The organism is Shewanella sp. SM23 (assembly GCF_025654295.1).
GTDB classification, from domain to species: Bacteria; Pseudomonadota; Gammaproteobacteria; order Enterobacterales; family Shewanellaceae; genus Shewanella; species Shewanella oncorhynchi.
In genome coordinates, this window is the sequence record NZ_JAKKRM010000014.1 from 111,510 (window position 1) to 129,617 (window position 18,108).

General features: G+C 45.6%; 19 protein-coding genes. 13 read left to right on the forward strand and 6 right to left on the reverse strand.

Annotated features, from left to right (window positions below):
• The first annotated feature begins 5 nt into the window (after positions 1 to 5).
• Together L5L98_RS16455 and L5L98_RS16460 are read left to right on the forward strand one after the other, a co-directional pair.
• Positions 6 to 416 (forward strand): phosphate ABC transporter substrate-binding protein, encoded by a 411-nt coding sequence (locus L5L98_RS16455; protein ID WP_105251847.1) that lies wholly within the window; start codon positions 6 to 8, stop codon positions 414 to 416.
• Positions 417 to 460: 44 nt separating this feature from the next.
• Positions 461 to 2,080 (forward strand): methyl-accepting chemotaxis protein, encoded by a 1,620-nt coding sequence (locus tag L5L98_RS16460; protein WP_263142410.1) that lies wholly within the window; start codon positions 461 to 463, stop codon positions 2,078 to 2,080.
• 113 nt (positions 2,081 to 2,193) lie between these two features.
• Here the strand turns inward: L5L98_RS16460 and L5L98_RS16465 are convergent, their stop codons facing one another.
• On the reverse strand, positions 2,194 to 3,465 hold the full coding sequence (locus L5L98_RS16465) for an amino acid permease (protein ID WP_028761316.1): 1,272 nt from the start codon (positions 3,463 to 3,465) through the stop codon (positions 2,194 to 2,196).
• 256 nt (positions 3,466 to 3,721) lie between these two features.
• Between L5L98_RS16465 and L5L98_RS16470 the strand changes: the two genes are divergently transcribed.
• From L5L98_RS16470 to L5L98_RS16480, 3 genes are read left to right on the forward strand one after another with little or no spacing between them, the layout of a single operon-like run.
• Positions 3,722 to 4,105, forward strand: a complete 384-nt coding sequence (locus tag L5L98_RS16470; protein ID WP_131523623.1) for a RidA family protein — start codon at positions 3,722 to 3,724, stop codon at positions 4,103 to 4,105.
• Between the two features lie 24 nt (positions 4,106 to 4,129).
• The gene (locus L5L98_RS16475) at positions 4,130 to 5,404 is read left to right on the forward strand and encodes a serine dehydratase subunit alpha family protein (protein WP_105251844.1); all 1,275 of its coding nucleotides are present in this window, start codon (positions 4,130 to 4,132) and stop codon (positions 5,402 to 5,404) included.
• A gap of 50 nt (positions 5,405 to 5,454) precedes the next feature.
• The gene (locus L5L98_RS16480; RefSeq protein WP_263142414.1) at positions 5,455 to 6,114 is read left to right on the forward strand and encodes a transcriptional regulator; all 660 of its coding nucleotides are present in this window, start codon (positions 5,455 to 5,457) and stop codon (positions 6,112 to 6,114) included.
• A gap of 92 nt (positions 6,115 to 6,206) precedes the next feature.
• Here L5L98_RS16480 and L5L98_RS16485 read toward each other — a convergent pair whose 3' ends face one another.
• Both L5L98_RS16485 and L5L98_RS16490 read right to left on the reverse strand, forming a co-directional pair.
• Complete coding sequence (locus L5L98_RS16485; protein WP_263142416.1) at positions 6,207 to 7,781, reverse strand: hypothetical protein; 1,575 nt, start codon at positions 7,779 to 7,781, stop codon at positions 6,207 to 6,209.
• Between the two features lie 227 nt (positions 7,782 to 8,008).
• Positions 8,009 to 8,923, reverse strand: coding sequence for a DUF368 domain-containing protein (locus L5L98_RS16490; protein WP_028761321.1), 915 nt, complete (start codon positions 8,921 to 8,923; stop codon positions 8,009 to 8,011).
• Between the two features lie 224 nt (positions 8,924 to 9,147).
• On the opposite strand from L5L98_RS16490, the gene L5L98_RS16495 reads away from it, so the two are divergent.
• Positions 9,148 to 9,648, forward strand: coding sequence for a hotdog fold domain-containing protein (locus L5L98_RS16495; protein WP_198573750.1), 501 nt, complete (start codon positions 9,148 to 9,150; stop codon positions 9,646 to 9,648).
• A 211-nt stretch (positions 9,649 to 9,859) separates the two neighbouring features.
• Here the strand turns inward: L5L98_RS16495 and xapA are convergent, their stop codons facing one another.
• Complete coding sequence (xapA, locus tag L5L98_RS16500; protein ID WP_263142417.1) at positions 9,860 to 10,687, reverse strand: xanthosine phosphorylase; 828 nt, start codon at positions 10,685 to 10,687, stop codon at positions 9,860 to 9,862.
• A gap of 135 nt (positions 10,688 to 10,822) precedes the next feature.
• Between xapA and L5L98_RS16505 the strand changes: the two genes are divergently transcribed.
• The 4 genes from L5L98_RS16505 to L5L98_RS16520 all read left to right on the forward strand — a co-directional run bounded on the left by L5L98_RS16505 (position 10,823) and on the right by L5L98_RS16520 (position 14,184).
• Positions 10,823 to 11,740, forward strand: coding sequence for a LysR family transcriptional regulator (locus tag L5L98_RS16505; protein ID WP_263142418.1), 918 nt, complete (start codon positions 10,823 to 10,825; stop codon positions 11,738 to 11,740).
• 65 nt (positions 11,741 to 11,805) lie between these two features.
• On the forward strand, positions 11,806 to 12,243 hold the full coding sequence (locus L5L98_RS16510; protein ID WP_028761325.1) for a nucleoside deaminase: 438 nt from the start codon (positions 11,806 to 11,808) through the stop codon (positions 12,241 to 12,243).
• Positions 12,244 to 12,442: 199 nt separating this feature from the next.
• The gene (locus tag L5L98_RS16515) at positions 12,443 to 13,648 is read left to right on the forward strand and encodes a DUF418 domain-containing protein (RefSeq protein WP_263142419.1); all 1,206 of its coding nucleotides are present in this window, start codon (positions 12,443 to 12,445) and stop codon (positions 13,646 to 13,648) included.
• A gap of 29 nt (positions 13,649 to 13,677) precedes the next feature.
• Positions 13,678 to 14,184 carry a DUF1294 domain-containing protein gene (locus L5L98_RS16520; RefSeq protein WP_263142421.1) on the forward strand — a complete coding sequence of 169 codons (507 nt, stop codon included), beginning with the start codon at positions 13,678 to 13,680 and terminating at the stop codon, positions 14,182 to 14,184.
• 93 nt (positions 14,185 to 14,277) lie between these two features.
• Here L5L98_RS16520 and L5L98_RS16525 read toward each other — a convergent pair whose 3' ends face one another.
• Positions 14,278 to 14,892 (reverse strand): TetR/AcrR family transcriptional regulator, encoded by a 615-nt coding sequence (locus L5L98_RS16525; protein WP_263142422.1) that lies wholly within the window; start codon positions 14,890 to 14,892, stop codon positions 14,278 to 14,280.
• A gap of 276 nt (positions 14,893 to 15,168) precedes the next feature.
• Between L5L98_RS16525 and L5L98_RS16530 the strand changes: the two genes are divergently transcribed.
• Entirely contained in the window at positions 15,169 to 15,648 is a 480-nt protein-coding gene (locus L5L98_RS16530) for an HPP family protein (RefSeq protein WP_263142423.1), read from the forward strand.
• Between the two features lie 81 nt (positions 15,649 to 15,729).
• Here the strand turns inward: L5L98_RS16530 and L5L98_RS16535 are convergent, their stop codons facing one another.
• Positions 15,730 to 17,085: a short-chain fatty acid transporter gene (locus L5L98_RS16535; RefSeq protein WP_263142424.1), complete on the reverse strand. Its 1,356-nt coding sequence runs from the start codon at positions 17,083 to 17,085 to the stop codon at positions 15,730 to 15,732.
• 234 nt (positions 17,086 to 17,319) lie between these two features.
• Between L5L98_RS16535 and L5L98_RS16540 the strand changes: the two genes are divergently transcribed.
• Both L5L98_RS16540 and L5L98_RS16545 read left to right on the forward strand, forming a co-directional pair.
• Positions 17,320 to 17,790, forward strand: a complete 471-nt coding sequence (locus L5L98_RS16540; RefSeq protein WP_168822988.1) for an FKBP-type peptidyl-prolyl cis-trans isomerase — start codon at positions 17,320 to 17,322, stop codon at positions 17,788 to 17,790.
• Between the two features lie 195 nt (positions 17,791 to 17,985).
• Positions 17,986 to 18,108: transposase (locus L5L98_RS16545; RefSeq protein WP_263142432.1), on the forward strand; the 123-nt coding region annotated here is incomplete at its 3' end.

An 18,108-nucleotide genomic window follows, 5' to 3' on the forward strand; every position in this document is an offset into this window, starting at 1 on the left:
GAGAAATGAATAAGTTACTTTGCTTAATCCTACTCAGCTTAGTCTCAATGCCACTATTTGCGGGTGTGGTTGTCATCGTTCATCCCAGTAATGCAGACACTGTCGACCAAAAGGTTATTGAAAATATTTTTCTAGGGAAAACAAAGACCTTTCCTGGTGGAGCGCAAGCCGTGCCGGTCAATCTTGACAGTGCTATGCCCTTAAGGGAAACCTTTGATACTAAAGTGCTGGGCAAGTCATCCAGCCAACTTAAGTCATATTGGTCACAAAAAGTATTTACAGGCAAAGGAACGCCACCCAAGGAAGTCACTAGTGGGGCGGAGATGATAAAATTAGTTGCATCGAACCCCAATATTATTGGCTATATTGATAGTAGTGAGGCCAATGATTCGGTAAAAGTTATTGCCGAGTTTTAGATTGGAGTGCCGAGCTCAAGCTCGGCACAACTTGGGGGCAAGGGATGAATTTCTTTAATGATATTTCTATTTTTAAAAAAGTTATCGCGATATTTATTTTAGCTGTCATCATTTTCGCTTTAAACTTAAGCATTAGTGTCATCTCCATAAATAAAAATCGCACCACACTTAATTATATGGAACAGCAAGTTTACCAAAGAGTTGAACTCGCCAATCAAAACGTGTTTTTTATCCAACGACTCGATGAACTTTACACTCAATCGGTTTCTTTTGCCGACGAAGACCTGTTAACGAATGCAGGTACTATGTATGAATCTCTACGTAAAAACCTACAACAATTAGATAGTGTCGATCCCTCGCAAGCCAATAAACTCAGTAATCTATCCGCTAAATTAACCCGCTATAACGACATGACGATTAAGCTGGCTAAAGGCATGTTGGCGGGTACGATTGATATGGCAAACATTGGCCAGATCAGCCAAGAAAAATCCCAAGCCTATGAAGCTGTACTTAATGAAATACAAGATTACAAACAAAGCAAAGTACTCGAATTTAAACAATCGATAAAAGAAGCTGGCGACAGATCTGCGCAAAGTTTGTGGCTCACCCTCTCCATCGGCATCGCTTTGCTGATCGTGATGTTGATTGTCACTATTGCCATTGCACGTGCTATCAGCTCATCTGCGCGTAATGTCGCCCAGTCACTGAGTGAGCTGGCCGATGGAAAAGGCGATCTTAGTCATCAGCTCAAAGTATCTGGTAGTGATGAACTCGGCCAAGTATCAAGTAACTTCAATCGATTTCTTCGCTTGCTCGGAGATTCTATTCGAAGGGTGGTGAATGTTACCGATCCCTTGCTTGATAGCTCGCGCTCACTGAAACAGCGCATGGAAGATGCGACGCATGCCACCCAGCGGCAAAGCCATGATGCCAGCGCAGTACAAGTCTCAATGGAAGACATGCGTCACTCTGTCATCGAAATCTCACAAAATGCCCGCCAAGCCGCCAGTGCAGCACAGGTCGCGGAGAAAGAAGCGATGCAAGGTATGACAGTCGTTCAGCGCACAATCGATATTTCACAGCAATTAAATACAGGAATTCAGGCGGCTTCTAACTCGATCAACGAGCTCGCCAGAGATACTGAAAATGTCACTTCTATCTTAAATGTGATTACCTCTATTGCCGAGCAAACCAACCTGTTGGCACTTAATGCCGCCATCGAAGCCGCCCGCGCGGGTGAGCAAGGACGAGGCTTTGCCGTAGTCGCTGATGAGGTCCGCGCTCTCGCCTCTAAAACAGCCGATGCAACCACTGAAATTCGTCATGTGTTACAAAACCTTAAAACGGCGGCCATTTCCTCGGTCAATACCATGAATGTGGCGATGTCGAAGTCATCGGAAAATGAAACCAATGCTCAAAATACAGGGAGTGCACTGAAATCAATTCAACAGCAGATTGTCAGTATCAATAGTATGAATACTCACATCGCCTCGGCAACGGAGGAGCAAGCCTCGGTTGCTTCTCAAGTGGTCGATAACGTCGTCAATATGAACGCTTCATTTGAACAGACATTGCAAATTCTGTCGCAGGTTCGCAATGTTTCTGAGGGATTAGTCGATTTTGCCAATGAACTGAAAAACGCCACATCTCAATTCAAACTTTGACCATAGAGCATTATCGAGATGATGACTTAACACAGAAAACCGGTATTGAGTTTACACTAAATACCGGTTTTTTAATTCCTTAAAGCTTATCTTTTTGTACCACTTTATCCGTGTTAACTAAACGCTAAGAAGGGGGATACACACAGCAATAAGCCTGTGATAATAATGATATACAGCGACACCCCCTTGTACTTATGTAATGCAGGTACTTGGTACACTAAATAAGCGGGTATCAAACAACCGACTAAACCAAAAATTGGACTACAAATCGACGTAAAGCTTAGCACTGGCGCATTCAACACAATCGCGCCCCAAGATAATAGAATGGTAAAAATCATGATGCCGTAACCAACAAGCTTTTTGTTGATACGATCTTCAGGCATATAACGGCGCAGCATGTTCATGGTCAATCCTTGGCAAGCTTCCCTAAAACCAAGATATACGCCAAAGTAAGCCGTCATCACCGCAAAAATATTCAAGGTTAAACTCAGCAATTTCAGTGTTTGTCCCTGCATACCTTGGGCAACCATAGCAAGAGCCGAGATATTTTCTTCCGATGCACGCACAGCCTGATCATGTCCCATTGCTAGGGTGAATGACACAGCATAAAAGAACACCACGACAAACAAGACGCCAAAGGCAATATTCATAGCGCGCATCGCTTTAAAGCGCGCTACCGCAAGGGATTTTTCCCGCGAACGGTATGAAATCACCATAGGGCTTAAACTTTGAATAAACAGAATCGATGTTAGCGTAAAGGGCAGCATAACGACCGCATCTTTTAACCAATCTCCCGTTGCTGGGATAGCGCCGATATTATTGATATCCCATTTATCCACCATCAATAACCCTAGCACGGCGACAACGCCCAACTTAGTCAGTACCATAAAAGTAGAGATCTTAAACAAAAGATTCTCACCGCGGGAGGCTAAAGCAACAAGACCGCAGATCAAGGCTAAACCATAGAAAGGATTTTCTGACAATAACGCTTTAGTGACCCCAAAACTTTGCAAAAATGAAGCACTGTCGTTTGTAATGGCCGTTGAATAAACGAACACCCAAATGACCAGCATGATGAAATACAAACCACCCAACAACATACCCCAGTTTTTACCTAAGTAACCCGAAATCACACTCGGGTAATCCTTACATTCTGGAGATTCTGCTAAGGTATTGATAAACAACCGTTGGAACATATACATGGCAGGATAGCCAATAATGCCAGACAGTAAGAAAACCCATAACCCCATCAAACCGACCTGCACAGGCAAGAATACGATCCCCGCGCCAATCGCCATTCCTATACTCATGATAATCCAGCCCCAATCCGTACTATCGAAGCGGGTATCTGCTTTCCACTGTGCAGCAGTAATTGTTGCATCCATCATTTCACCTTTACCTAGTTGGCATTATTTTGTGCAAATATATTTGAACAAAACAAACTCAGCAATCAAAATACTCAACTTTTGTTGAACAAAGAGTTAAAGCTCACAACTTGACTGAAAACGAGATAAATAGCGCACAAACCGCAGTAACAAATGAAATTCATTAAAAAATAATTGCAATAAAACATAAAAATACAAATAATGTTGCACATACGCCGACCTAGGCATTCAATTTTATTTGCAAGTTGGAGAGACAATGAAAACCATTATTCACGCAGAACGTGCTCCCGCGGCCATTGGCCCTTATTCCCATGGCACAGCCTATGGCAACCTCATTTTTACCTCTGGCCAACTCCCTGTTTGTAAAAAGAAAGGCAGCGTAGTTGACGGTGGGATTACTGAGCAATCGATTCAATCATTAGAGAATCTCAAATACGTGCTCGAAGCGGGTGGTGGCAGCTTAGAAACGGTTCTTAAAACCACTTGTTATCTTGCAGAGATCAGTGACTTTGCCGCCTTTAACGAAGTGTATAAAACCTATTTTAAAACCGACTGCCCAGCTCGTAGCTGTTTTGCAGTGAAGGACCTTCCGCTGGGCGTTAAAGTAGAAGTTGAAGCGATAGCACACGTTAAAATCTAAGTATTAACATAAGGTTGTAAGCTCATGAAACCCCAATGGCAGCAGTATATTCAAATCATTAAACAAGTGGTTAAGCCCGCATTAGGCTGCACAGAGCCCATCGCCGCCGCTTACGCCGCCGCCGTCGCCCGCGCCTTGCTGGGTGTTGAACCCGATTCAATAGCAGTACAAGTGTCTGACAATCTTTATAAAAACTCTATGGGCGTGTTTGTGCCTGGCACAGGCAAAATCGGTCTGGCAATTGCCGCTGCAGCAGGCGCCATTGCGGGTAATCCTGATGCGGGCTTAGAAGTATTGGCCGTGATCACGCCAGAACAAGTCGCCAGAGCACAGGCCCTTATTGATGCGGGCAAAGTGACGGTCGAGCGCACCGAAACAGCAGAATTTATCTATTGTTGTGTCATCGCGAAAAAAGGCGACCGCGAAGCCCTAGTGAAAATCTGCGGCGGCCATACACTGATCGCCGAGAAGCGCCTCAACGGCGAATCCGTCTTCAGTGTCGATAGCACGCAAGCTAAAGCCACTGGTTCCATCTGTGAAGGCGTGGATATCACTATCGAGTCCATTTATCGCTTCGCCCAAGAAGTCCCCTTCGAAGAGATCAAATTCATTCTCGAAGCCTCTGAGCTAAACGGCAAATTATCCGATGAAGGCATGGCGAATCCCTATGGGCTGGAAGTCGGCCGCACCATGAAAAGCGGCATAGCCGCGGGCATTATCGGTGAAGACTTACTGAATAAAATTGTCATGTTAACTGCTGCAGCATCCGATGCTCGCATGGGCGGGGCAAACTTGCCCGCCATGAGTAATCTTGGCAGTGGTAATCAAGGCATAGCGGCAACTATTCCTGTGGTATTGACGGCACAATGTTATAAGGTTTCGGAAGAAAAACTCGCCCGCGCCTTGATTATGAGCCATCTAGGGGCGATTTATATCAAGTCCCATTATCCACCACTGTCGGCATTTTGTGGCAATACAGTCACCAGCGCAGCCGCTTCTATGGCCATGGTGTATTTAGCCGGTGGCTCGTTCGAACAATCCTGTTTCGCGATTCAAAACGTGATCAGCGACAGCTCTGGCATGGTATGTGACGGCGCTAAAGCGTCCTGCGCCATGAAGGTTAGCACTTCATCCAGTGCGGCCGTGCGCTCATTTTTGATGGCGCTCAGTAGTCACAATGTCTCAGGCCAAGGTATTATTGCTACCGATGTAGAGAAAACCATTAAAAACATTGGCAAAATGATCCTCAATGGCATGTCATCCACAGATGTCACTATTATCGATATTATGTCGGCATGATGATTTTAACCCGCTGAATATTTGCGGGTTAATAACTAAAGGTTGAAATTGTGAAACTGCAAGATTTAACGCAAAGTGATCTGGATATTCTGAAATCCATCGAAAATATCGTCGATGGCATCGCTGCCATGTATGGCCAACACACAGAAGTGGTATTGCACAGCCTAGATGCGAAACATCCGTCTGTGGTCAAAATTGCCAATAGCCATGTCACAGGCCGTGAAGTGGGTGCTCCAATAACCAACCTTGCCTTGCTCAAGCTCAAAACCGGTCAGGATATTTCCAACTCTTACCTGACTAAATGTGCCAATGGTAAGACGCTAAGATCAATTACGACGGTGATCCGTAACAGTAAAAATCAACCCATAGGGTTACTGTGTATTAACAGCGACATGGATGCACCACTGCAATCAGTTCTGCGCACTATGATGCCAGAGCAACTCCTTGGCAGCGAACTGACCAGCTCGCCCGAGGTGTTTGCCCGCAATATCGATGAAGCGCTCCATAGCACTATCGACAGTGTGAACCATGAGGTTCGCGCGAATCCCGCGATTTCACCTTCACAAAAGAGTCGCGAAATCGTCAATCAACTCCACGAGTTAGGGATTTTCGAACTCAAGGACAGTGCCCAAGTCGCGGCCACTCGATTGGGGATTTCAGTGCATTCGATTTATCGCTATCTGCGGGAAATCAAAGCCAATCAAGCTTAAAGCGAGAAAAAACTCGCCTAAATAGAAAGGGCTAAGGTGTAAATAACCTTAGCCCTTTCGTTTTATTATTTTTGCACTTGTGATTGCGCTTGTTATTGCGCAGCTTGTCCGCTAAAGCCCATCATATTCCATGCCTGCACTGTGCCATCGGCCATTAAGGCAATGGCATCGAGCAAATTGCTGCGAATGTCGCGCATTTGGCTCAAATCAACGGCTTGTTTATCTAATGTTAACGCAGCCTCACCTCCCATCCACACCGCAATCGAACCATCTTGGCGTTTAACCGTAAACCCTAAGCCTGTCGGGAAAATATCCGTTGCTTGGGTAATTTCAGTTTTGGGTCCAGAGTGGCCATCAACCACAGTGCCATCCTGTTTTAAAAAGGCAAACTCCCGCTCATAGGTCACCACTTTACTCACCTGAGTGACTTCTTGATAACGTGGTTGCTTGTCTACCAAGTCCCAACCTTCCCAAGCAATGGCCGTATTATCCCTGCGTAACGCGACAAAACCCTCCTCAAAGGGATAAACCTTGTGCACTTTTTGCAACTTATCCTGTAGGACTGATGTATCGGCACCATTGAATTTACTGCCCCATACGTGCAGTTGACGACTGATGGTTAGGGCGGCAAATGCGCCACGATTTGCATAAATATCAATCACTTTATTGGCGCGTTTTGTAGTAGATAAACGCGCTGGAAACGCGACGTGATACTCAGTCAATTCGCCCTCACCCCAGGTATATACGCTGCCATCCGCCAGCAGCGCCGCAAACCCATGATCCGTGTTGACAACTTTCACGGCAGGCGCTAATTGGCTGAGTTTTGCCAGTTGTTCGCGGCCTTTTTGATCATCGTTGACCCCGCCCCAAGACACTAATTTCCCTGTCGCAGTCCTCGCGGTAAAAGCATTATTGTTGGCATAGAGCAGATCGACATGGTTAAGCTCAGAGGCCACGTGGCGACTATCGCCACCATAAGCGGCATCGCCCCAAGTCACTACTGCTCCCCCCAGCTTTAAGGCAGCAAAGGCACCTTTATTAATCAACACAAAATCAATATTGGTCATCGCAGGCGCAGCATATTGACCCGAGAGCAGTTCGGCTGGTGTTGAATCCAGATTAGACCAACTGACTACACTACCATCTTGTTTGATGGCCGCATAAAGCCCTTCTGCCAACACAAAAGAACGAACGCCTGTCAGCACTTGCTTCATCCCCATCCCCCAAGGAATAAGTTTGTCATCACGGGTTAAGGCCGCAAAACCACAGGTATTCTCCGCCGCGTATAACTCTTTTACATTGACCAGAGGCTCTGCGGCATTATTGATATCGCCACCACATTCAGCATCGCCCCATGCCACCACAGTACCGTCTTGCTTGAGTGCCGCAAATGCACTGAGATTACTGTAGATTTGACTCACTTGGGCTAACTGGGCAGGCATAGGGATTTTGGTAGAATCGTCGGCCACCTCAAGATTGCTCGGGATGGACGTTAATGAATTATTCGTGGTGGATGGTGATCTGTGAGCCAATATCGTGTCAGAAATTTGCTGTTTTAATTCGGGCGATATATCAGAATCCTGTTTATCTATGAGTAAGTTAACCACATGACCCAAAGCAAAAATCGCCAGCGCTACACCGCCCCACGAGACCTGTTTTTTATCCACAAGTATATCCTTATCGTAACTGCAAACTCTCACTGAGTTTAAACTGGAACATAACGTCGACTGAGTACGCTAAATGTGAACTGTGATTGTAACCAAAACAGGGCTAAAATGACATTGCCCTAAAGTCGAAAGCTGACCTGATTCAAGTAAGATGAGCATATGAGCAAAAAAATAAAAGCAGCGTATCTCGCTGCTTTTATTGAATATGATGTTGAGGTAACAAAGGGCTAATCTCTTTTGCCCACTTTCTCTAACCCCCAAACCAGTGCAATCGCCGCTAACATACACACAATGGCTAACATCAGTTGTGAAGGCTGACCCGTTACTTGCTCAAAATTAAGCGGGGAAATATTTTGCTCCAGCAAAGGTACTTGTTCGCCGTGGGAGTTGGTCCGCCAAGTTAAGATTTCTTTCCATGGCCAAATTTTACCTAAGGTACCTAACATTAATCCGGTTAGAAACACGATAGTGGCATCATGGTATTTACGCAGCAGCGCCGACAATAAATGGCTGAACGTCAGTAATCCCATCACGGCACCAGCAGCAAAACAGGCCAAAATATCCAGCTGAATATTTTTAGCGGCAGCGAGGACCACAGGATATAACCCTAACAATAATAAGATGAAACTGCCTGAAATTCCCGGCAATACCATAGCGCAAATCGCAATCGCGCCGCCGAAAAAGATATTCATGTAACTGGCTTCTACCGCGACCGGATTCAGTACAGTAATCGCCCATGCAGCCAGCACACCAAGCGCAAATAAACCTAAACGTGCCACAGTGAAACCACTCACTTGCTTAAGCATATGCACGACAGAGATAAGAATAAGCCCAAAAAAGAACGACCAGATCGGGATGGGATGTACCGCCAACAACCAAGAAATCAGCTTCGCAAAGGTAAAAATACTGGTCAGGATCCCCGCCAGCAGACTCACTAAAAAGCCACCATTAATATGGGCAAATGCCCCTTTTATGCCCTGCGACTTGATTACACCCCAAAGGGAAGGATTAATGCGTTTTACACTATCGAGCAAAGTATCGAGAATACCGGTAATAAACGCTATGGTGCCGCCCGAAACGCCAGGCACAACATCAGCAGCGCCCATGGCCATTCCCTTAAAATACGTCAGCAAATATTTCACTGTGAGTCCTTGTAGTTAAATCAACATGCCATTGCCGCTACACGACAAATTGGCCGCAATTATACGGTGTTACACTTAAAACCGCGAAATGAAGTTTACTTAATTAAGCCGACTGGTATTTGTTGTTATCCTAATGTTACACTCATCCGACCAGAGCAACCCAAGCTCAACTTGGAACAGGCTCAAGATAACAACACCCCTTTGCACCATTATTAAGGATGACCATGAGCCAGACAGACTCTTCTAGCACTGCAGAACAAAAACCTAATAAAGTGCTCGCGCTCTACCACAAAACTCGCCGTTATCCCTTCGGCCAAAAACTATTTTCAATCATGGTTTCACGCATGGCGCCCTATTTCGGCACCATCAAACCACTGATCACTGAATTACGCCTTAATCACTGCGCCTGTTTAATTAAAAAACGCCATGCCGTTCATAATCATATAAAAACTGTGCATGTGATTGCGATTTGTAATGGTCTAGAAATGGCCATGGGCGTGATGGCCGAAGCCTCTATTCCAAAACATTTACGTTGGATCCCTAAGGGCATGAGTTTGGATTATACAGCTAAAGCAGGCAGCGATATTTTATGTGTCGCCGAAGTGACACCAGAGCAATGGACGCCCGGCGATATGCTGGTCCCCGTTACCGCCTACGACACCCAAGGAGTGGTTGTGGTGAAAGGACATATCAAATTGTGGATTTCAGAAAAACCGCAAAAATAAACGATTTGAATCAAGACTTACACTTAATGTCAGCATTTAAAAAGGGAGCTTTGCTCCCTTTACTTTTTAACCTTCAGCCGTATTTCGCAAAAACATTCGGAGAACTGAATTGTGCGGCGCCTTGCTCGCTCACGTTTAAGTACGAACTGTTAGATACGAGCTTTTAAAATCCCAGCCCTATCGCAATATAGCAGCACAGTTATGCAAAATATTAAGCAAAATGGCTTGCAGTAAAACGCTCAATTAAACGGATAAAGTCGACTTCAGCAAGCTTGGCACACTTTAAGGTTTGTTCATGGGATAACTGCACGTCCCCCAATCCTTCTGCCATATTGGTAATAGCGCACACAGCCAACACGGGCAAACCACAATGCGCCGCCGAAATCACCTCTGGCACCACGGACATTCCCACTACATCGCCACCGATAATTTGCATCATGCGGATTTCAGCCGCGGTTTCAAAACACGGGCCAGAGTAAGACACAAAGACCCCTTGATTCACTTCAATGCCTGCGGCTTTTGCGACACTTAAGGCTTCTACTCTCAGATCTTTATCATAAGCATTGGCTAGGCTAAAAAAGCGTGGGCCGTAGTTATCATCATTTGCGCCCGTCATGGGCGTACCCGGCATAGTATTGATGTGATCGCTGAAAATCACTAATGATCCCACGCCGATCCGCTCTGGCCGTAATGAACCCGCAGCGTTAGTCACGAGTAACAATTCACACCCTAACCGTTTGAAAGTACGCACAGGCGTCGTCATCACCTTCATGCTTTGGTGCTCGTAAAAATGCCCGCGGCCTTTCATGCACACTATATCGATGCCATGTAAGCTGCCGAGCACAAGCTCTCCAGAGTGGCCGACGACGGTACTCACAGGAAAGCCGTCTAACTCTTCATAGGGGATCACTACTTTGTTATCTAAATTATCGGCAAACGCGCCAAGCCCTGAGCCCAAAATCATAGCAGCACGGGGAGAGAAATTCGGTTTACAGGCTCGAATCGTCGCAAGGGCATTAATAACAGGATCATGGCTCATACAAGGTACCTCATAGCAAAAGAATGAAAGAGTAAGCGACCCTCAGTATAAGCGGGCTTAGGATTGCAAATAATCGCGATTAACCGCACTATTGTGCTGATAAAAAGGACAATAGCTGAAAATAGTGAGCCTAAAATGAGCACGATAAACGCATCAGAACTCGTCACCTTGAAGATGCTGCGGTATTTTCATCGAGTGGCTGAAGTGAAAAACTTTAGCGCTGCCGCCGAACAACTGCATCTATCGAAATCTCCGCTGAGCGCACAAATCAAAGAGTTAGAATCGCTCCTTGGCGTTGAGCTGTTCACCCGCAGCACTCGTCAGGTCGAGCTCACGCCCTATGGCCAATTGTTAAGAGAGAAGTGCGAACAAATATTCGAGCTGGTGAATACCTCATTGGAACAAGTGGCTCAGCTTGGGCGACTCGATAGAAACCATATTCGGATTGGCATCATGAGCTCGCTGTTTTGGATGGGATTTGGTGACATACTGAAAAGCTTTCGTAAGCAATGCCCTGATAATGAGCTGATATTTCAAGAGTTATCACCTGAAACTCAAAAAGTCGCCTTAGCACATCAAGAAATCGATTTTGGCCTAGTGCGCTACGCCGACACCTTAAATTTGCCGCACCTTCTCGCCGAAACTATCACCAGCGAACCTATGGTGTTAGCACTGGCAAGTAAGCATCCCTTAGCCAGACGTAAAAGCATCGACTTGAGTGAACTCAAAGATGAGCCCTTTACCTTACTCAGCCGTGCCAATTCCGCCTCTAGCGATTTGATTATCGCCAGCTGTCAGGCCGCAGGATTTATGCCGCAATTAGTACAGGAAATGGTCGAGCCCAATAGCTTGATGGCCATCATCGCTGGCGATAACAGGGTATCCATAGTGCCGCAAAGTTATGCTTCACAACCTTGGCCTAGGGTAAGATTTATTAAGTTAAAACAAACCATCCCCGCCGATATCTGCCTGATTTATCGGCCAGAAATGGCTTCGCAGCCAATTCTCGATAGCCTGAGGGACTTATTGAAGCAACAAATCAAAACCATTTAGATTGTCTCCCAAACGAGTGCTATGCTGAGTTCAATACTCAAGGCTCATATTTTAAGGATATCAAGATGGATGAATTTTTAGCGGCAGCCATTGAAGAAGCTAAGCAAGGACTCGCCGAGGGCGGCATTCCCATTGGTTCGGTATTAGTGATCGATGGTAAAATCGTCGGGCGCGGCCACAATAAACGGGTACAAAAAGGCAGTTCAGTACTGCATGCCGAAATGGATTGTCTCGAAAATGCCGGCCGATTTAGCGCCGCCGAGTACCAAAGGGCGACCTTATATTCCACCCTATCGCCCTGCGATATGTGCAGCGGCGCAGTATTACTTTATGGCATACCAAAAGTCATCGTCGGTGAAAACGCTACCTTCCAAGGGCCAGAAGCCTATGTAAAATCCCGCGGCGTGGATGTCACTGTGGTCGATAATGCCGAGTGCAAACAATTGATGCAGGACTTTATCGCCAGTAATCCCACACTCTGGAACGAAGATATCGGCGAGTAATGGTTCGACAGTCTTCTCAATCCGTTTCTGCATTTTTGTATTTCACTTTTTACGTTGGCGCTAGTTCACTTTCTACCTTTCCTGTATTTTACTTTTTGTGTTGGCTGTATTTCATTGGAGGCTAGCGCCTGCTAGGCTAGCCCTCCCAAATTCCAGTGAAAAGTGGAACATGTCTACTAGCGAAAGGAACTCAGCTAACGTGTCAGCAAACTTACCTAAAGACCCTTGGTCAAGATCAGACTCCACGCAGCCTGTTGTAATGACGATACCCGCACAGCGTAATGCCAACCTCGATGCTATTCGCGGCTTAGCCGTGTTGGGGATATTTTTTATGAATATCTATTTTATGGGCATTACTTTTTTTGGCTATGCGCCCCATGAAACACAGCCGCTGTCGGATCACATTATCAAAGTGTTCAGTAACTTTTTCATCGAGGCACGCTTTATCAGTCTGTTTTCCATCTTGTTTGGTGTCGGGCTTTTTATTCAATATCAGCGATTTAGCGCCAAAGGCCTAGAAGCTTATTCCCTACTGCGATCACGTTTAAAATGGTTAATTGTATTTGGCCTACTCCACGGCATTTTTATTTGGTCAGGTGATATTTTATTCACCTATGGCATCAGCGGATTTTTAGCTTTGTGTTACAAAGATTTAAGTGTTGAAGCCCTTAAGCGCAAAGCGAATATTTTTATTTTAAGCGCCTTAGTTATCATTACGCTGGTTAGCCTTACGGGCAGCGATGAACCTTTCACTCGAGAATCGAGTCTATTTGCAGAGCAATACAGTGCATGGACCTCTGGCTATGCCGACCAACTGTTACTGCAATTGATGCAAGTTGGCTATATGGCACTGGTGATCCCTTTTACCATAATGTGGTTTACAGCTGGCTTGATGTTGCTCGGCATGGCCTTGTATCAACAAGGGACTTTTGAGCAAGGTTTTAGCAAATCGGTACTGGTAAAGTTACTGCTAGCAAGCGTAACGCTATCACTGCTTGATACCATCTTAGGTTTAACGAAAAATACTATTCTCGTTGCGTTTTCAGATGTGTTAATCATGCTAAGTGCTATTCCTATGGCGCTGATTTACATCCACATTATAGTTAAGGTTTGCCAGAATAATCCTAATATACTGACTCCGCTGCAAAATATTGGCAAACTCGCGTTTAGTCTCTATATTCTGCAATCCATCGTTGGCGTGTTAGTGTTTAGACACTTAGCTCCCGAATTGCTATTGAGCTTAGATAGATGGGGATACATGGCCATGGCGCTCGTTTATTCAGTAGTGCAATTATTGTTAGCCAGCCTGTACTTACGCTATTTCAAGCAAGGGCCGCTAGAGAAACTTTGGCGCCACCTCGCGTTTAAAAAATACACGGCATCACAAGAACACAAGCAAGCTTAAAAACACTGACACGAGATTGATACCAGATAATGACAAACAAAAAAACTACCAAAACGGGCAACAGCGCTTCACCTCAAACCAATCGTTCTCAAAAGAGTCGAGCACAAAGCGGTCGCGCTCAGAACAGTCGCGCCCAAAGTGGTCGCACTCAAAAGTCCAATGCAGCCACTTCAGGCTCAAGCCTTATGCCGCTGTTATTAGTGCTGATTTTTCTTGCTGGCTTAATCGGCGCAGCGCAGCAACATATGCTGCCAGTCGGGATTGCGGGCATGTACCTCACACTAAGCCTGCTCACCTTTATCGCCTATGCCATCGATAAATCCGCCGCTAAACGTAACAAATGGCGCACTAAAGAAAGCACATTACATCTGCTCGCCCTCATGGGCGGTTGGCCCGGCGCTCTATTTGCCCAAAACCTGTTAAGACACAAGTCCGTTAAAGCCTCATTTAGAAACGTCTTTTGGCTCACCGTTGTCGCCAACTTAGCCGTGCTGGGTTATGGCGTAAAAACCGGCGCCGTAGATATGTTTATCTAATGCTCTTATGTAAGAGCTTTTATGTAAGGGCTTTTATACAAAAGCTTTTATATAAGGTGCCTTATCTAAGAATCGCCATCTGAGGGTGGCACTCTAAGCAGCATGAGTCGCGGCATCGATCAACTGCTCAACCACAGACAACGCCAACAGTGCTGACTGAGTGTCACCTTTTAGTTGCGCCGACACTATCGCCCCCTCTTTGAGTAAACCTATTGCCGCAACAAGAAATTGGGTCTTGGCTTCTGGCAACCCCAATGCCAATACTTGCTGTTTAATTAAACTCGCCACTCGCAGTTTATGCAGAGCGCAGAGTTGGCGCACTGGATGGCTCGGCTCAGTAAATTCGGCGCTGACATTGATAAAAAAACAGCCGCGAAACTCACACAGTTGCGGCACTCTTTGATTAAACCAATCATCGAGCGCGATAAATAACCCACCAATGCCCTCCCGTCCCGCTGGCAATGCGTTCACTCGCTCGCTAAGCCATTGATAAAATACCTCATCACGATAGCGAACCACGGCTTCAACTAACTCATCTTTACTGGCAAAGTGGTGGTACAGGGTTTTTTTGGCGATCGCCGATTCCTGCAAAATCTGATTAATCCCCACCCCATGCACACTTTGAAAATAAAACAGTTTAAATGCGGTAGTGACCAATTGCTGCCGTTTATCCGATGGCGTACCTGTCTGAATCTCAGTGCCCTGCATCAACTCATTCCTCTTCTTTGGTAAACATTCGTTAGCAAATTTTAGCTAACAAATATGAGTCCTATCTTCTCACGAGTAGACAAGTCAGTCTACCCGTGAGAACATTCGCACAGGTAGACAAATTTGTCTACTTCGGTAACTAAATTAAGTTAATAGTGAAATCAAGAGTGAACACGGAACACCACAGCATGTTAGCAGCGATGGTTTGCTGAACATTCACGTCCACAATTCATTATCAAAATAAGGGCTTAACACAAGCCATCAATGGGAGAAAAGATGCAAAGAATCAATCCACAGAATCTAAAGATGGCCTTGCTCGCAGGGTGTGGAGCCACGTTGTGTATCAGTAGTTTAGCGACGCTTGAACAGCTAATACCGCAAACCATTTGGTTGATGGCCCCCTTTGGTGCCACTATGGTGTTGTTGTTTGCCTTGCCAGAAAGTCCACTCGCTCAACCGAGAAACATTTTCTGCGGCCACTTACTCACAAGTTTGGTTGGACTGATAATTCTAAATACTTTAGGAGTATCCCCGCTAGCCTTAGGGCTTGCGGTCGGATTAGGCATAGCGGTGATGATGCTAACCCATACTGTGCATCCACCAGCGGGAGCAAATCCTCTGGTCGTTATGCTCACGGCGCAGCACTGGGATTTTCTGTATATGCCCGTCGCCAGTGGTGTTGCACTCATTCTGGCTTTTGGTTGGCTGTATCACAACTTACTTTGCCGCCGGCAATACCCACAAAAGTGGTTTTAATCATTCATCGCCAATAAAAAGGGCAATTTTAAATTGCCCTACACTTTACTCTAAAATGCAAAATTGGCTGTCATTTTGCCTTTAAAACCAGCTCAACGCGATACTGATAATCACGCCAGTGATCATCAATTGCATTAAACAAAAGCCCATAATATCCCGCGCTTTTAAGCCTGCAATCGCCAGCACGGGCAGTGCCCAGAAAGGTTGAATCAAATTAGTCCACGCATCTCCCCAAGCAACGGCCATTGCGACCCGAGCGACATCTGCACCTAAAGCCTGTGCGGCGGGTAGCATAATCGGTGCCTGCACCGCCCATTGGCCACCTCCCGATGGCACAAAAATATTCACAATTCCTGCACTGATAAAGCTCCAAAATGGCAGGCTCTCGGCGCTAGCGATGGCCACAAAACCTTCCGAAATACTTTGAGCTAAACCCGATTGCACCATCACAGCCATAATGCCCGCATAAAAGGGAAATTGGATAACAATACCTGCGCCGCCCTTAATGGCCTCATTCAAACTGGTTAATAAACTGCGTGGTGTTTGATGTAACAGTATGGCGAGGAATAAAAATAAGAAGTTCACTAAATTGAGGTTTAAGCTGCCGCCCTGCACCCAAAAGTAATAACCTAAGTATACAAGCCCAGCGCCACCGACGCTCCAGCCGAGTAAACGACTATTTTCTAACTTATCCGCAGGACGGCTTTCAGGCTGACGCTCGCTCACATTTGCAGAGTTAAGCTCTAACGCCGAAGCATCAAGTTCGGCGTCTTTGTCATCAAGGGCGCTTGGGTCAACATAAACACTGTCCTTATCTTCAGGCAACATAAAGCGATTCACTAAGGGCATGACCACAAACAGAATTGCCACTAACAATAAATTATAACTCGCGAAAATGGTGTCACTGGTGGGGATGATACCGATTTGCGATTCAGAGAAATGCCCCACCGTCGCTATGGTTAATGGGATCGAACCCGCAAGCCCACCATGCCAAACCACAAAGCCGGAATAGGCGCTGGCGACCAGCAGCCGATAATCCACTTTTACTTTGCGAGCTAAGGCTTTGGCAAATAACGCGCCCACCACTAGCCCAAAACCCCAGTTAATCCAACTGGCGGCCAGTGACACCAAAGTCACTAAAATAATGGCTTGTGGTGCCGACTTAGCCAATCCAGCAATGGCATCGAGCAGCTTTTTAATCGGCGGGGAGCTTGCCAACATAAATCCTGCCACCAGCACTAACAGCATCTGCATCGAAAAACTTAACAGCGTCCAAAAGCCATCACCCCAATAATTGATGACTTCCAGCGGGGTTTTATGTTCGGCAACCACAGCAGCAATTAATACGACTAAGGTAAGTAAAAGCACGAAAATATAAGGATCGGGTAGATATCGGTCGACGAGTTTGACCAAAGGTTTTGCCGCTTTGTTTAACATAGACTTTCCTTGTTTATTATCTGAATTTTAGTTCTTATTTGTTTTTATTGAATTTTTATTGAGTCTTAAGCCCACAGATTAAGCGATCTCTAAAGCAGGATAAAGTCTTGAAGGAGTTTTTAACGGTTTGAACTGGTAGCACCAGATATCCAGCTCAACGCACACGTGAGTGCCGATAGCATCTCAAGCTAAAAAACTGATAATATGGCAAAAATTAACTAAGGTGCTCTTTATATGAAAATGTTACTTGCCGTTGTGGTGATTGCTGGGGTGATTTTTTACTTCTTTACCTCGATGAACGGCCAAAAAGCCGCCCAAGAAAATATCCGTTTAGGCAATGAGTTTTTAACACAAAACAAAACCAAAGAAGATGTGGTCACCACTGCTTCAGGTTTGCAATATCAAGTATTAACTCAGGGCGATGGCACAGTTCATCCTAAAGCCAGCGATACAGTGACAGTCCATTACCATGGCACTTTGATTGACGGTACTGTGTTTGACAGTTCGGTTGATCGCGGCGAACCCATCGCATTTCCGCTTAATAGGGTGATTAAAGGTTGGACCGAGGGCGTACAGCTGATGGTTGTTGGCGATAAAATGCGTTTTTTTATTCCCAGTGAACTCGCCTACGGTAACCGTAGCACGGGCAAGATTGGTGGTGGTTCTGTGTTAATTTTTGATGTGGAACTGCTTAAGATTGATTAAATCAGTCTTCAATGAGTCTGTCTTAACGCATTCGGCTGTATTCATAAAAAAACCTAACGCTTAATAAAGAAAAAAGCCCTATAGGAATACCTGTCTCTTCTACACAAATCCCTCGGTTTGCCCCGGGGGATTTTTTTGAACCATTTTTAATTAACCTGATCTGATCCTGACCTTTTGTTTCAGATACCACATGCCATGTTTTTAAGTGAACCATCACTCTGGGCACAGAGCATTTTTCAGCGCGCAAAATTAGGGGATGTACGAAGGACCAAACGGCTTGTACAGTTGGCGGCTCAACTTGCAGCTCATACAGGACAA